The organism is Pseudomonas sp. RC4D1, from assembly GCF_018390395.1.
GTDB classification, from domain to species: Bacteria; Pseudomonadota; Gammaproteobacteria; order Pseudomonadales; family Pseudomonadaceae; genus Aquipseudomonas; species Aquipseudomonas danubii.
The window spans coordinates 540133-555597 of sequence record NZ_JAHBAW010000003.1 but is presented as its reverse complement, the minus strand read 5'-3'; the positions used below and the strand labels follow the sequence as shown (position 1 = coordinate 555597).

At 65.5% G+C, this 15465-nt stretch carries 12 protein-coding genes; 3 read left to right on the top strand and 9 right to left on the bottom strand.

The features are described from left to right. Positions 1–64: 64 nt before the first annotated feature. The 7 genes from iolG to KHO49_RS27495 form a co-directional block, all read right to left on the bottom strand. Positions 65–1075 (bottom strand): bifunctional inositol 2-dehydrogenase/D-chiro-inositol 1-dehydrogenase, encoded by a 1011-nt coding sequence (iolG, locus tag KHO49_RS27525; RefSeq protein WP_110653630.1) that lies wholly within the window; start codon positions 1073–1075, stop codon positions 65–67. Positions 1076–1109: 34 nt separating this feature from the next. Continuing rightward, positions 1110–3047 (bottom strand): 3D-(3,5/4)-trihydroxycyclohexane-1,2-dione acylhydrolase (decyclizing), encoded by a 1938-nt coding sequence (iolD, locus tag KHO49_RS27520; protein ID WP_213666207.1) that lies wholly within the window; start codon positions 3045–3047, stop codon positions 1110–1112. A gap of 144 nt (positions 3048–3191) precedes the next feature. Beyond that, a complete protein-coding gene (locus KHO49_RS27515) occupies positions 3192–4013 on the bottom strand; it encodes a TIM barrel protein (RefSeq protein WP_213666206.1) in 822 nt (273 codons plus the stop codon). A 36-nt stretch (positions 4014–4049) separates the two neighbouring features. Next, positions 4050–5549 carry a CoA-acylating methylmalonate-semialdehyde dehydrogenase gene (locus tag KHO49_RS27510; RefSeq protein ID WP_102879752.1) on the bottom strand — a complete coding sequence of 500 codons (1500 nt, stop codon included), beginning with the start codon at positions 5547–5549 and terminating at the stop codon, positions 4050–4052. A gap of 43 nt (positions 5550–5592) precedes the next feature. Next, positions 5593–6399 carry a 5-deoxy-glucuronate isomerase gene (iolB, locus tag KHO49_RS27505; RefSeq protein ID WP_213666205.1) on the bottom strand — a complete coding sequence of 269 codons (807 nt, stop codon included), beginning with the start codon at positions 6397–6399 and terminating at the stop codon, positions 5593–5595. Then, positions 6396–7304, bottom strand: a complete 909-nt coding sequence (gene iolE / locus KHO49_RS27500; RefSeq protein ID WP_213666204.1) for a myo-inosose-2 dehydratase — start codon at positions 7302–7304, stop codon at positions 6396–6398. The genes iolB and iolE overlap by 4 nt, the downstream gene beginning before the upstream one ends. A 130-nt stretch (positions 7305–7434) precedes the next feature. Beyond that, complete coding sequence (locus KHO49_RS27495; RefSeq protein ID WP_213666203.1) at positions 7435–9375, bottom strand: bifunctional 5-dehydro-2-deoxygluconokinase/5-dehydro-2-deoxyphosphogluconate aldolase; 1941 nt, start codon at positions 9373–9375, stop codon at positions 7435–7437. Between the two features lie 312 nt (positions 9376–9687). On the opposite strand from KHO49_RS27495, the gene KHO49_RS27490 reads away from it, so the two are divergent. After that, positions 9688–10608 (top strand): MurR/RpiR family transcriptional regulator, encoded by a 921-nt coding sequence (locus tag KHO49_RS27490; protein WP_102879756.1) that lies wholly within the window; start codon positions 9688–9690, stop codon positions 10606–10608. Here KHO49_RS27490 and KHO49_RS27485 read toward each other — a convergent pair. Together KHO49_RS27485 and pdxR are read right to left on the bottom strand one after the other, a co-directional pair. Beyond that, on the bottom strand, positions 10605–11537 hold the full coding sequence (locus KHO49_RS27485) for a DHH family phosphoesterase (RefSeq protein WP_213666202.1): 933 nt from the start codon (positions 11535–11537) through the stop codon (positions 10605–10607). The two genes, KHO49_RS27490 and KHO49_RS27485, sit on opposite strands and share 4 nt — an antisense overlap. A gap of 82 nt (positions 11538–11619) precedes the next feature. Next, a complete protein-coding gene (gene pdxR, locus KHO49_RS27480) occupies positions 11620–13089 on the bottom strand; it encodes a MocR-like pyridoxine biosynthesis transcription factor PdxR (protein WP_213666201.1) in 1470 nt (489 codons plus the stop codon). A gap of 92 nt (positions 13090–13181) precedes the next feature. On the opposite strand from pdxR, the gene KHO49_RS27475 reads away from it, so the two are divergent. Further along, a complete protein-coding gene (locus tag KHO49_RS27475; RefSeq protein ID WP_213666200.1) occupies positions 13182–14405 on the top strand; it encodes a multidrug effflux MFS transporter in 1224 nt (407 codons plus the stop codon). A 318-nt stretch (positions 14406–14723) separates the two neighbouring features. Further along, positions 14724–15335 carry a glutathione S-transferase gene (locus KHO49_RS27470; protein ID WP_213666199.1) on the top strand — a complete coding sequence of 204 codons (612 nt, stop codon included), beginning with the start codon at positions 14724–14726 and terminating at the stop codon, positions 15333–15335. Positions 15336–15465 lie beyond the last annotated feature (130 nt).

The window sequence follows — 15465 nt, the reverse complement described above, 5'->3', positions numbered from 1 at the left end:
CGGTTCAGCGGCGCCCAACCGGAGGCGCCCCCCGCAAATCCCCCCGGGCGGGCCCGGTACAAGGTCAGGCGTAGAAGCCCGGGCGCTCAGGCAGCTCGATCTTGACGATCTGGCCGCTGCCCTGCGCTTCGATGCAGGCATCGGCCGCCACGGCGGCGGCAAAGCCGTCCCAGGCCGAGGGCCCGCCTACCTGGCCGGCGCGCACGCCGTCGATAAAGGCCTGCAACTCCACGTCATAGGCGGCGATAAAACGGTCCTTCCAATCCATCAGGATGGCGTTGGACAGCTTGGCTTCGCTGCGCAATTGCACCTGGGACGGCTCCGGCAGCCTGGCGATACCGCTCTCCCCCACCACTTCGCACTGGATGTCGTAGCCGTACTGGCAGTTGACGAACACCTCGACGTCGATGCGCGTGCCACGGGCGGTTTCCAGCAGCACGATCTGCGGGTCGCGCAAGTGGGCCAGGGCCTTGCTGGTCTTGCGCGGGAACACCACCTGCACCGACACATAATCGTCAGCCAGCAGCCAGCGCAGTACGTCCAGCTCATGGATCAGGGTGTCGGTGATGGCCATGTCGGTCTTGTAGTTCTCACCCACCCGCGGGTTGCGGTGGGCGCAGTGCAGCATCAGCGGCTCGCCGATCTGGCCGCTGTCGATCACCGCCTTCAAGGCCTGGTAACCGGCATCGTAGGGGCGCATGAAACCCACCTGCACCAGGCGCTTGCCGTGGGCGATTTCGGCCTCGACGATGCGCCGGCAGCCGGCGGCGGTCACCGCCAGAGGTTTTTCACAGAACACCGGCTTGCCTGCGGCAATCGCCGCCAGCACGAACTCCTCGTGGCTCGGGCCCCAGGAGGTGACCAGCACCGCCTCGACGTCCGCCGCCTTGATCAGCGCGTGGCCGTCCGGGTAGACCTCGGCGCTGAGCTTGAGGTCGCTGACCACCTTGGCCGCCGACGCCAGGTTGATGTCGGTGACCGCCACCACCTGGCTGCCCAGCAGGGTCTGGCTGCAACGACGGATATGATCCTGGCCGATGGCCCCGGTCCCGATAACGCCAAGTTTCAAAGACATGCAGATACTCCTGTTGTTGTTCGTTGCAGAGCAATCAGTACTGCCGGGCCTGGGCCAGGCGTTCATTAAGGATCTTGGCCGCCGCATCGGTGCGTTCGCTGGTGGACACCTGGGCCACGCACACCCGCCACCAGGACAGGTAGCTGTGGATCATGGTCTTGGGCAGGACCTTGATGTCGATCAGGGTCGATACCGTCTGGGTCCGGGCATCGGCCAGGGCCGCCAGCAGTTGCTCCTCAGTGCTGACCTTGTAGGTCTTGCAGCCGTAGGCGGCGGCGCTCATGGCGAAGTCCACCGGCACAAAGCCGCCGTCGAGCTTGCCGCTCTGCAGGTTGCGGTAGCGGAACTCGGTGCCGAAGCTGTCCATGCCGTGGCCCATCTGCAGGTTGTTGATGCAGCCGAAGGTCATGTTGTCCAGCAGCACCACGTTGATCTTGCGCCGCTCCTGGATCGAGGTGACCAGTTCCGAGTGCAGCATCAGGTAGGAGCCGTCGCCCACCAGGGCGTACACCTCGCGATCCGGCTCGGCGAGCTTGACCCCCAGGGCCGCGTTGACCTCGTAGCCCATGCACGAATAGCCGTATTCCACGTGGTAGGTATTGACCCCCTTGCTGCGCCAGCTGCGCTGCAGGTCGCCGGGCAGGCTGCCGGCGGCGGCGACGATGATGCCGTCCTCGGGCAAGGCCTGGTTGAGCAGCCCGAGCACCCGGCTCTGGGTCAGGCAGGAACCGGTCAACTCGATGAATTCGCGCAGCACCGCCGGGTCCATGTGGTCGTTGATCTCCGGGACAAAACCGTCGTCCTGGTATTGCACCTGATACACCCGGTCCACCTCGGCCTCCAACTGCGCCTTGGCCGCACTGATCTGTCCGTCCCAGGCCGCCCGATAGCCGCTGCGGCCCAGGGTTTCGCTCAGGGCCTGCAAGCCGGCGCGAGCATCGGCCAGTAGCTGCACACCCTCCATCTTGAGGCTGTCGCCAGGGCAGACATTGAGGTTGAGGAACGCCACCTCCGGGTGCTGGAACAGCCATTTCGACGAGGTGGTGAAATCGCTGTAGCGGGTGCCGATGCCGATGATCAGGTCGGCGTCCCTGGCCAGCAGGTTGGCCGCGAGGCAGCCGGTCTCGCCGATCCCGCCGACGTTCAACGGATGCTCGGAAACCACCGCGCTCTTGCCCGCCTGGGTTTCGGCAAAGGGGATGCCGAAGCGTTCGGCAAAGGCCTGCAACGCCCGGTTGGCCCCGGAATACTTGACCCCGCCGCCACAGATGATCAGCGGCTTGCGCTTGCCTTTGAGCAGCGCCAGGGCATCGCCGAGCATGGCCTCGGTGGCCGGGCGGCGGTCGATGCGATGCACGCGCTTGGCGAGGAAGGAATCCGGGTAATCGTAGGCTTCGCCCTGCACATCCTGGGGCAATGCCAGGGTCACGGCGCCAGTTTCCGCTGGGTCGGTGAGCACGCGCATGGCGTGGATCGCCGCGCTCATCAGTTGCTCGGGACGGTTGATGCGGTCCCAGTATTTGCTCACGGCCTTGAAGGCATCATTGGTGCTGATGCTCAGGTCATGGAACTGTTCGATCTGTTGCAGCACCGGGTCCGGCTGGCGGCTGGCGTAAACGTCCCCCGGCAGCAACAGCAAGGGAATCCGGTTGGCCGTGGCGGTGGCCGCCGCGGTCAGCATATTGGCCGCGCCGGGGCCCACCGAGGAGCTGCAGGCGTAGATCTTGCGCCGCAGGTGCTGCTTGGCGAAACCAATGGCGGCGTGGGCCATGCCCTGCTCGTTGCGGCCCTGGTGCACCACCAGGTCGCCACTGTCCTGCTCCAGGGCCTGGCCCAGGCCGAGCACGTTCCCGTGGCCGAAAATGGTGAAGACCCCGGCGATGAACTTGCTCTGGACCCCATCCACCTCGACGTATTGGTTATCGAGGAATTTCACCAGGGCCTGGGCCATGGTCAAGCGTGTCGTACTCATGGTTTGCACCTCATTCATGATGTGTAGCCAACGGCCCTGCCAAGACTCCCGTAGGAGCTGGCTTGCCAGCGAAAGCACCTTCGAGACTTGCGCCCCGCTGTGGGGCCCCTTCGCCGGCAAGCCGGCTCCTACATGAGGGCGGCGTCAAGTCAGGGATTGCTGCAGGTGGGCCATGCTCGCCCCGATCGCCTGCTGGATGTCCGCCAGCCCGTGCACGCTCTCGGCAAAAGGCTCGAACGACAGGTAGCCGCTGTAGCCACTGCTGCGCAAGGTGTCGATCTGCGCCACATTGCCGAGGATGTCCGCCTCGGCTACTAGTACCCGATGGCCGTCGCGAATGCGGTTGAGCGGCGCTTGGCGGTCCTCGACACCGGAGATGTGCACCAGCCCGGTCAGCTCGGGGAACAACTCACGCTCGCCGGCCAAGTGGTGGTGGAAGGTGTCGTGCACCAGGCGCAACACATCCAGGCCGCCGATGGCACGGATCGCCTCCACTGCCGTGCGCTTGTGGCGCAGCGCACATTCCTCAAAGCCCAGGGGCTCGATAAACCCCAGCAGGCCGTGATCCCGCAGAATCGGCGCCAGCTCGGTCAAAGCGCTGTGCAAACCGCTGCTGCGCTGGGCCTCAGTGCGCGGATCGGCAGGGTCATTGAGCGGGCACATCACCAGCCCCTCGGCGCCGCAGGCACGGGCATAGGCGGCAAGTTTCAGGACCTGCTGGCGACGCTCGTCGTTCCACACATCGAAGGGGTACAGGGCGTTGATCGACAACACCTTGATGCCCTGGGCCGCGCACAATTCGCGGACCAGCTGCGGCGGCGTGCCGTCCTCGATTTCCACGCCCGCAAGGTCGTTACGGAACTCAATGGCATCGACCTTCAGCGTCAGCGCCAGGTCGATAAACGCCGGCGGTGACAAACGCGGTGCAACCATACGATTCAGGGCGAAACGCAGGGGCTGGCTCATTCTTCTTGTTCTCCAAAATCCATCGCGTCGCGACCGTTACTTGGCCGTCGGCATGCTGAACTCCGGGCCCTTGGCGATGCTGTCGGGCCAGCGCTGCATCACGCTCTTGTAGCGGCTGTAAAAGCGCACGCCTTCCTCGCCGTAGGCATGGTGGTCGCCGAACAGCGAGCGCTTCCAGCCACCGAAGGAATGCCAGGCCATGGGCACCGGAATCGGCACGTTGATGCCCACCATGCCCACCTTGATACTGCGGGCAAAGGCCCGGGCCACGCCGCCGTCGCGGGTGAAACAGGACACGCCATTGCCGAATTCATGGGCGTTGATCAGCGCCACTGCGCTGGCAAAGTCGGGCACCCGCACAATGCCCAGCACCGGCCCGAAGATTTCCTGCTGGTAGATGCTCATCTGGGTGGTGACGTGATCGAACAGGGTGGCGCCGACAAAAAAGCCCTGCTCCGCCCCCGGCACCTTGAAGCCGCGACCGTCCACCAGCAGCTGTGCTCCCTGGGCCACGCCCTGGTCGATGAAACCTTCAACCTTGGCCTTGTGCTCGGCGGTCACCAGCGGCCCCATGTCGCTGTCGCCCTGCAAGCCGTTGCCGACCTTGAGCTGGTCGATGCGCGGCAGCAGCTTGGCGATCAATTCGTCGGCCACCTCGCCCACCGCCACGGCGATGGAGATCGCCATGCAGCGCTCGCCGGCCGAGCCGTAGGCCGCACCGATCAGTGCATCGGCGGCCTGGTCCAGGTCGGCGTCGGGCATCACGATCATGTGGTTCTTGGCCCCCCCCAGGGCCTGCACACGCTTGCCCCGGGCGCTGGCCTGCTGGTGGATGTACTCGGCAATCGGCGTCGAACCGACAAAGGAAATCGCCTCGATGTCCGGGTGCTGGAGCAAGCCGTCCACGGCGCTCTTGTCGCCCTGGACCACGTTGAACACCCCTTCGGGCAACCCGGCTTCGGTCAGCAGGCGCGCCATCAGCAGGCTGGCGGACGGGTCGCGCTCGGACGGTTTGAGGATGAAGCAGTTACCGGTGATCAGGGCGATGGGGATCATCCACAGCGGCACCATCACCGGGAAGTTGAACGGCGTGACCCCGGCGCACACGCCCAGGGGCTGGCGCAGGTTCCAGTTATCGATGCCGCCACCGATGTTGTCGCTGAAATCGGTTTTCAACAGGTTCGGCGCGCCACAGGCGTACTCGACGATCTCGATGCCACGGGTCACTTCGCCCATGGCGTCGGACAGCACCTTGCCGTGCTCGCGGGTGATGATCTGCGCCAGTTCCTTGTGGTGCTGGTCCAGCAGTTCCTTGAACTTGAACATCACCCGCGCGCGGCGCAGGGAGGACTGTTCGGACCAGGCGGGAAAGGCCTTCAGCGCCGAGGCCACGGCCTCGTCCACGGTCTTCTGGCTGGCCAGGGCGACGCGGGCCTGGACCGCACCCGTGGCCGGGTTGAACACCTGGCTGAAACGTTCGCCAGCGTCCTGCACCTGGCCGCCGATGTAATGACCTATTACCGGGGTATCGCTCATTGTTCTTGTTCTCCGTAAAGGGTTGCCGTCTGAGTTCGGGGCTTCAGAGATCCAGCAGCCAGCTGTGCTGCGGGTCGTTATGGAACTGCCAGACCCGCTTCGGCCCGGCCATGACGTTCAGGTAATAGGACTCGTAGCCGTAAGGCACGCTGACCGGGTGATAGCCCTTGGGCACCACCACCAGGTCGCTGTTTTCCACGGCCATGGCCTGGTCGATGCTGCGGTCGTCGGTGTAGACCCGCTGGAAGACAAAGCCCTGGGGCGGGTTGATCTGGTGGTAATAGGTCTCTTCCAGAAAACTCTGGTGCGGCAAGTCATCGGTGTCGTGCTTGTGCGGCGGGTAGCTGGAGGAATGCCCGGACGGCGTGCGCACCTCCACCACCAGCAGGGAATGGGCCGGCTCGCTGTCGGGCAGGATGTCGCAGACATAACGGGTATTGGCGCCCTTGCCGCGCACGCTGCGCTTGCACTGCTCCGGGCGGATCAGGCGCGCGCCGAGGCCAGCGGCGGCATCACCCGGGGCGGCACACAGGGCAATCTGCACCTCGCTCAAGGCGGTGACCTGGACCTGGCTGCCCGGCGGCAGGTAGGCGGCAAAGGGTGATTTGTCTTCGAACACCGATTGCCGGTCGCCCAGGTTGTCCCACTTGAAGGCGCCCTGGGGCGATTGGCCCTGCACATCGATGCGGCCGCTGAGCAGCACCAGGCAAAGCTCCTGGTCGCCGGCGCTGACCGGCAGGCTTTCCCCCAGGCTCAGGCGGTAGGCACTGAACCCCACGTATTCCAGGGCGCCCTCTGGCAGCTGGACCAGGGTCCGGCCCTTGGCCGCGCTTTTCACCAGCAGGTTCATTGGGCAGTACTCCTGCGTTGCAGAGCGGCGTCCAGCAGGGCCCGCAGGGTGTCGTAACCTTTTTTCGCGTAGACGTAGCTCGGCGCCACGGCCGGGTCCTGCTCGGCTTCCACCACCAGCCAGCCCTGGTAGTCGGCCGCCAGTAGCACATCGAGCAAGGCGGCAAAGTCGATGTCGCCATCACCGGGCACAGTGAAGGTGCCGTTGACGATGCAGTCCGGGAAGCTCCACAGGTTGTTGCGCGCCAGTTGCACCACCGGCTTGCGCACGTCCTTGAAGTGCACGTGGCAGACGCGGCGAATGTGCTTGCGCAGCACCTCCAAGGGTTCGCCGCCGCCCATGTAGCAGTGGCCCGAATCGAACAGCAGGCCGACTTCCTCGCCGGTCAGGCTCATCAGTTTGTCGATGTCTGCCGGGGACTCGACGTAGGCGCCCATGTGGTGGTGGTAGGCCAGGCGCACACCCTCAGACAGGGTGAAGCGCGCCAGCTCCGTGAGCTTGTCGGCGTAATCCTGCCAAGCCTGTTCACTGTGGAAGCGCGGACGCTCGATCAGGCGCACCGGTGAACCCTGGATCGAGTCGGCCACTTCGCCGTAGACCAGCACCGAGGCGCCGTTGCGTTTCAGCAGTTCGACGTGGCTGGCAATGGCGTCGATTTCCTGCGCCACCGAACGCCGGGCCAGGCGGCTGGAGTACCAGCCCGAGACCAGCGCCAGGTCATAAGGGCGCAACACATCGCCCACGCCCTTGGCGTCCTTGGGGAACTTGCCGTTGAGTTCAAAGCCTTGGTAACCGATGTCGCGGCCTTCGCTCAGGGCGGTGCTCAGGGGCGTTTCACCGCCCAAGGCCGGCAGGTCGTCGTTGCTCCAGGAGATCGGGTTGATGCCAATTCGGATAGCGGGCATGGCTGCACCTTTTGTTGTTATTCATGAAAGCGTGGAGTACGGCCTCGCACTCGTAGGAGCTGGCTTGCCAGCGAAGGCTCCGGCGAGCCTGGCACCAGGCTCAAGACCCTCTTCGCCGGCCAGCCGGCTCCTACTGGGAGCGGGCGCTGCGCCAGGCGTTGATCAGTTGTTCGAAGGTGCCCTGCACTTGCTGGATCAGGGTTTCGTCGTCGATCTCCCCCGCCAGCCACCCACGGCTCGGTTCCTGGAAAATCGTCCGGCCCACGGCAAAACCACGGCAAGTCTGGCTGTTGGCGGCTTGCCGGAAGCCCTCGGCCAGGCATTCGGCCGACGCATTCAGGCCCAGCAGCACCACGCCACGGCAGTACGGGTCACGCTCCTGGATCAACTCGTCGAGCTTTTGCCACTCCTCGGCCGACTGCGCCTCGATCTTCCACCACGCCGGGTAGATGCCCAGGTTGTACAGGCGCTTGAGGCTGCGGTAGAGCACCTCGGGATGGGCCCCGGGCAGGTCCTTGGGCGGGATGATTTCCAGCAGCAGCTCGTGGCCGCTGACCTGGGACGCCTGATACAGGCCGCGGATCTGTGCTTCCTGCTCCAGGCGCAGCAGGGGTTCATCGTCCGGGTGATATTGCACCAGGCACTTGATGATCTGCTCCTGGGGCCAGGCGATCAGGTTGCTGCCCACCGAGCGCCCATGCTCGAAGGCCAGCGGCCGCGAGCCCTGCACCTCCACCGGACGCGCCACCCACCAACCGCGCCCGGTGGCGGCATTCAGCGCATCCTGGCCGAAGCGCTGGTCGGCCAGCAGGCCCACATCGGCCGCCACGCCCTGCTCGCGCAGCAGTTGCTCGACCCGCTCCACCGCCTGGATAAACAGCTGCTTGAGGGCGCTGATGCGCGTCGGGTCCTGGCCGCCCTGTTGCGCCAGTTCCACCAGTTGCCCACGGTGATCGAAGGCAAAGACGAACAATTGCTTCCAGGCCTTGCGCGGCACGCTGACCTGATGCAGGCGCTGCAGGACCGGGTCCTGATCGGGACGGGTAATGGGCACCGGGCTGCTGAACAGGTAGTCCAGTTCGGCGCGGGTCGGCATCGCCGGGGCACAGGCATGGCGCGACACCACCAGGCCGCCGCAGGCGTTGGCCAACTGGCAGCAGCGCTCATCGCTGGCGTCTTCCAGCCAGCCACTGAGGAAGCCGGACATGAAGGCATCGCCGGCGCCCAGCACGTTGAGCACCTCCACCCGCACACCGGGGTAGATCGCCCCGTCTTCCAGGCGCTGCGGAATCTCGCCGTGGATCACCGTGCACCCTTGCGGGCCGAGCTTGACCACCAGGGTCGCGGCGCTCAAAGAGCGCACCGTGCGCAAGGCCGTCAGCAGGTCTGCGCTGCCGCCGGCAATGAGGAATTCTTCTTCGGTGCCGACGATCAGGTCGAAGCGCGGCAGGATGCTTTGCACATGCTGGCTGACCTGGTGATCAGCGACAAACCGGGTCTCGCCGTCAGCCTTGCCCGCCAGGCCCCAGAGCACTGGCCGGTAGTCGATGTCCAGGACCCGGTTGACCCCGTGCTTTTGCGCGTAGTCCAGGGCCTGGAGGCTGGCCCGGTAGACGCCGTCGGTGGAGAAATGGGTGCCGGTGATCAGCAAGGCCTTGCTGGAGGCAATAAAGGCTTCGTCGATGTCTTCGGCGCGCAGCGCCATGTCCGCGCAGTTCTCGCGGTAGAACACCAGGGGGAAGGTTTCGCGGTCCTTGAGGCCCAGCAGGACCATGGCGGTGAGGCGTTGCGGGTCGACCTGGATGGCGCTGACGTCACAGCCTTCGCGCACCAGGGACTCCACCAGGAAGCGCCCCATGTGATCGTCGCCGACCCGGCTCAACATCGCCGACTTGAGGCCCAGGCGCGCGGTGCCGAAGGCAATGTTCGCCGACGAGCCGCCGAGGTACTTGGCAAAACTGCTGACGTCCTCCAGCCGCGCACCGACCTGCTGTGCATAGAGATCGACGCCCAGGCGTCCGAGGCAAATCAGATCCAATTGACGCCCACTGGCAAAACGAGTCTGGCCCATGCTGGCTCCTGTTATTTTTATCAGCCTGTGCTCGCCGCCCTTGGCAGGCGCCGAACACTCTTGGTGGATGCAGACTAAAACGTCTCTCGGCGCCAATCAATATTTTTTCTATAAGTTTTTTACGTGGAATATTTTTTCCATTAAACTTGTTCTAGCCTGAGCCAGAGGTCATGCATCGTTTCAGCAAGGTGCCGGCCGGCATCAGCCCGAAGATTTTATCGGCCCCTACCCTGTAGACTGCCGGCTGCCCACCTATTGTCAGGGGACGGGGCCACAGGCCGTTCCCATAAGCACAAGCCAGAAGGATTTTCTATGTCCCGCACCGATCAGCCGGCCTTGTCCGAGAGCACGCCCGAGAGCGACCTCGTCAGCCCTCCGATCAATGCCGAACGCCTGCTGCAACTGATCACCGAGGAATACGAGAGCCTGCCGCGCCAGCTCAAGCGCATTGCCAGCTACATGAGCCAGCAGAGCGACCGGATCATGGTCGACCGCATCAGCGACATCGCCCGGGAATGCGAAGTGCATCCCTCGGCCATCGTGCGCTTCTCCCAGCGTTTCGGCTTCAGCGGCTTCAGTGAAATGCAGGCGCTGTTTCGCCAGGCCTACACCCACAAGGCCACGCCGGTACAGAACTACCAGCAGCGCATCCGCAGCATGATTGCCAACAAGTCGCAGAAGGCCAGCGGCGGCGACCTGGCTCGGGAATGCGTCAACGCCACCCTCTCGGGCATCGAGCGCCTGGGCCTGGAACTGGACGACACGGCCTTCGACAAGGCCGTGGACCTGGTGGTCAACGCCGACAACATCTACGTGGTGGGGGTGCGCCGTTCCTTCGCCGTGGCCGACTACCTGGTGTACAACCTGCAGCACACCAACAAGCGCATTCATCTGGTGTCGGGCCTGGGGGGCAGCTACCGCGAGCAGATGCGCAGCATCCGCCCCAACGACCTGGTGATCGCCATCAGCTTCACCCCCTATGGCAAAGAGACCCAGCATTGCCTGCGCATTGCCCAGCACAACCAGGCCAAGACCCTGATCATCACCGACAGCACCCTGTCACCCCTGGCCAAGCGCGCCAACAGCGTGCTGCTGGTCAATGAAGGCAGCTCCTTCGCCTTCCGCTCACTGAGCGCCACCCTGTGCCTGTGCCAGGCGCTGTTCATCGCCGTGGCCTACCGCCTGGAACTGAAGATGGACGAGATCCACGAACAGGGCGGCTTCGACGACTAGCCCGTCCGACAGGACGAGGCCTGCAGCGCCAGGCCCTTGCGCAGCAGCTCCTTGCGCAGGATCGGCCGGGCCAGGCAATGCACGCCGTCCAGGGCGCTGCACTCTAGCAGCCGCTCCAGCTTGCGGGCACTGCCCGGGCTGCCGGTCAGCAGGTAGCTTTTGCCCTCGCTGAGGCTGATCAGGTTCAGCAGCCAGTCATCGCCCCACTGCCCCAGCACCTGCTCGATCAGGCTGCGCTGGCGCGCCAGCAGGCCCTCGCCATTCCACAGGGTCAGCTGGGCAAAGCGCCGCGGCAGGTTGCTGGAAGGTTCGAGGACTTTCAGGTCCTTGAGCAGGGCCTGCGCCAGTTGCGCTTCGATCTGCTGCTGGCATTGCTGGAAGTACTCGTCGGGCCACTGCGGCCCCAGGCCTGCATGGGCGGCCAGGGCAGCATAGGCCTGGCGGTCCGCTGCGGTGCATCCCTGGTCGGTGAAGTTCAGGGTGTTGTCGAGGATTCCAGCCGCCAGCAGTTGCGCGCTGTCGCGGCTGATCCTGGGCAGCAGCCCGGAATCGCGCCAGCGCTCATAGACCTGGGTGCAGGCGGCGCCGATCTGGCGGATATCCGCGTATTTGCCCAGGCGCTCGTCCCAGAAGGCCTCGAACCCGGGGTGATGGTCGATGACCTCGATCACCCGGGCGAGGTCCACCAAGGGGTCCAGGTGCAGGTGGTTGGAGATGTCCACCAGCACGAACTGGTCGGCGCCATCCGGGACGTGGCGGTCCAGGCCCTTGAGCTGCTGGCGGAAATGGGCCGGGATGCTCTCGTTCAGCGGTGCGCTGCTCAGGGCCCGGGCCGGGCGGCCGCTGAGGTTGAGCAATTCGGCGTAGGCGATGCAGCCGGCGTAGGCGTCGATATCCAGATAGGCCGCACCGGCGGTGACAATGATCATGACGTCCGTGTAATCCACAAAGGCCGAAGGCCGGGGCGTCGAGGGTGCCCGAGCGAGATGACAGCCCGATGACCGTCAGGGCTCACCGCTCATGTTCCTGCCCCGCCTCGGCCACCAGCAGCGCCGCCAGACGCGCACCGCTGAAGCGGATCTGCGCCAGGCTCAGGGCCGCATAGCCGATGATCACCGCTGGCGGCCGGCGCACCTGCTGGCAATGTTCAATCACCCCTTGCAGCAGCAGGCCCTGCTCTGCCGCGCGCTGGCGAAAGCCCGCCTCGTCGCTGCCCGGCGGCAACTCCAGGAGCAGATGCAGCCCGGCCTGCTGGCCACTGATGCGGTAACAGCCGCGCGCCTCCCGCGCGAGAATCGCCAGCAGCAGGTCGCGGCGCTCCTGATACGCCTGACGCGCCGCCCGCAGGCAACGCAGAAAGGCGCCACTGGCGATGTAGTCGGCCAGGGCCAACTGTTCGATCACCCCCACCGAGCGCCCGGTGTTCTGCAAGGTGGCCAGCAGCCGGGCACGCAGCGCCTCGGGCACCAGCATGAAGCCCACCCGCAAACCGGCGAACAGGGTCTTGTTGAAACTGCCGCAGTAGATCACCCGGTCATCCGGGTCCAGAGACTTGAGAGCCGCCAGGGGCGCGCTCTGGTAGTTGAATTCGCTGTCGTAATCGTCTTCCACCACCCAAGTGTCGCTGTGCCGAGCCCATTCCAGCAGCGCCAGACGCCGGGACACCGGCATGGTCATGCCCAGGGGCGCCTGATGGGCCGGGGTCACGTAGACCATGCGTGCATCGCGGTGGCCTTGCAGTTGCGCCACGTCGATGCCCTCCTCCTGCACCGGAATCGGCACCAGCCGCGCACCGGCCAGGGCAAACAGGCCCTGGGCCGAAAGGTAGCCGGGGTCTTCGATACAAACCTTGTCCCCTGCACTGAGCAGGCTGCGGGCCAGCAGATCGAGGCCGTGGCGAATGCCGGTGGTGATCATCACTTGCCCGGCATGGCAGGCGATGCCGCGGTGCTGCCCCAGGTACTCGGCGATCTGCTGGCGCAGCGCCGGCAGGCCGGCGGGGTCGGCATCGCACAGCGATTGCGCCGTGGCACTGCCCAGGGCTCGGGTCAGGGAACGGGTCCAGCGTTGCAGGGGGAACAGCGCCGGGTCGGCCAGCCGGGCCACGAAGGGCTGGCCGGCACGTACGCTCAGCGGCGGATACAAGGGCTCGTTGTCACGGGTGGATGCCGGTGCAACGCGTGCAGGCGCGCTCAGATACAGGTCCGGCACCACCGCGCAGACCCGGGTCCCTGAACCGCTGGCGCGACTCACATAGCCTTCGCTGCGCAGGCGGTCGAAGACCACTTCCAGGGTGCCCCGGGACAGGCCCCAGCGCTGGGCCAGGGTGCGGGTCGAAGGCAAGCGGCAGCCGGCCGGCAGGCGCTTTTCCAGAATCGCCTGACGCAAGGCAGCGTAGGCGCTGTCCTGCTTGCCCAGGGTTTCATCCATGCGCTCCGGCAGGGGCAGGTCGAGGGGCACGGGGTGTTTTCCACGGCTCATAGTGGTCCAGTCAAAAGCGCTCTAAACGGTGCTCGGCATTAAACCATAAAGACCTTAATTTCAGCGCCGTCCCCCCTTGCCCCGAGCCTGCCATGCCACCCGTTGCCCCCTCCACCACCCGTTCCATCGCTATTGAACCCGCCCTCGCCCCCTGGCTCTGGACCTTGTTGCTGCTGGTGGTGGTCTGCCTGCCGCGGATCAGCATCGACCTGTACCTGCCGGCGCTGCCGGCCATGGCCGACGACCTGGTGGCCAGCGACGCCCAGCTGCAACTGACCCTGAGCCTGTACATGCTCGGCTATGCGCTGTCGATGCTGCTGGGCGGGCCGCTGTGCGACCGTTATGGCCGACGCCCGGTGCTGCTGGCGGGCACGGCGCTGTTCTTGCTGGCCAGCCTGGCCTGCATGCTCGCCGCCAGCGTCGAGGTGCTGATGGTCGCCCGCCTGCTGCAAGCGTTGGGCGGTTGCTGCGGCACCCTGATCGGCCGGGTCATGGTCCGCGACCGCTGCGCCCCCGAGGAGCAGCCGCGATTGCTCGGGCTGTTGTCCATGGGCATTGCCCTGTCGCCGATGCTGGCGCCGCCGCTGGGCAGCCTGATCGACCACCTGCTGGGCTGGCGCGGCTTGTTTCTGTGCCTGAGCCTGGTGGCCGCGGCGGCCTGGCTGCTGATGTACAAGCGGCTTGCCGAAACCCGCCCGCCCCAGCTCTGCCCCGTGGCCGCCAGAAGCCTGCCGCGCCTGTACCTGCGCCTGCTGGGGGAGGCCTATTTCATGCGCTACTCCCTGGCCATCGGCTGCCTGTACTGCACCTACTTCCCTTTTATCCTGCAATCGCCGGCGCTGTTGCAGCGCCAGCTGGGGCTGTCTTCCAGCGCTTATGCCCTGGTGTTCGCCGCCACCGTGGCCGGCTACCTGCTGGGCTCGCGACTGTTCCAGCGCCTGGGGGTACGCCACAGCGCCGACCGCCTGATTGCCGGGGCCTGTGTGCTGAACCTGGCTGGCGCCGGCCTGCTGCTGCTTGCCCGCAGCCTGTGGCCCGACAACCTGTGGGCAATCGTCCTGCCGATGCTGCCGCTGATGCTTTCGGTGGGCCTGGCGATACCCGCCTGCCAGTTGGCGATCCTGCAACCCTATGCGGCGGTGGCGGGCACCGCCTCGGGGCTGTTCTTTTTTATCCAGATGGCCATGACCGCGGGCTGCGGACTGCTTGCCAGCCTGCTGGCAGACAGCCCGGCCGGTTCGCTGCAAGCCCTGACCGGCCTGTTCAGCGTCGCCCTGGGCCTGGTCTGGTGGTGCCTGCGACCATGGCAGCGCTAGCACCTGTGGGCACGCGACGAGCACCTGCCGGTCGCCGATTACCTGCATTGCTGTAGCCGCTGCTGAGCCCGCGAAGCTGCGCAAAGGTCCGCAGGACCTTGCTTGACGATCGCCAGCCGAACCCGCAGCGGCCTCAAGAACGCTGCGGCCCTTCGTGCCGCTCGCAGCCTGCGGCAGCGGCTACACCAACCTCGGATCGGCACTGGCCCTGTAGCCGCTGCTGAGCCATGGCAAGGAGCTGTGCAAGGCCGATTCAATGCCGCTACATTAACCGCGCCGTCCCCATCCGTTGCGCCGTTCAAGACAAGGAAATACGCGATGAAACTCATTGGAATGCTCGATTCACCCTACGTGCGCCGTGTCGCCATCAGCCTCAAATGCATGGACCTGCCCTTCGAGCATCATTCGGTCTCGGTATTCAGCACCTTCGAGCAGTTCAAGGCCATCAACCCGGTGGTCAAGGCACCCACCCTGGTCTGCGACGGGGGTGAAGTGCTGATGGATTCGAGCCTGATCCTCGACTACCTGGAAAGCCTGGCCGGCCCGCAAAGGAGCCTGATGCCCGTGGCCCTGCCAGCGCGTTTGCATGAGTTGCAGTTGATCGGCCTGGCCCTGGCGGCCTGTGAGAAGTCGGTGCAGATTGTCTACGAACGAAAGCTGCGTCCGGCGGAGAAACAGCACGGCCCCTGGCTGGAGCGGATCGGCGGCCAATTGCAGGCCGCCTATGCCGAGTTGGAACAGGAACTGCAGAAACAGCCCTTGCCCCAGGACGGCGCCCTGAGCCAGGCCGGGATCAGCCTGGCGGTGGCCTGGAGTTTCAGCCAGATGATGGTGGCGGATCAGTTCGGTCCCGAGCAGTTCCCGGCGGTGCGCGGTTTTGCCGAATACGCCGAACAACTGCCGGTGTTCCTCGACACCCCCGCCACCTGACCCACACAGCGTCATCACCGTAGCCGGCTTGCTGGCGAAGAGACCCGTGAGCCGTGCAGCGCTCTTGGACACGCTTTCGCAGGCAAGCCAGCGCCTACGACAGTCCAACAGACCCTGCCGACCGCAGGAG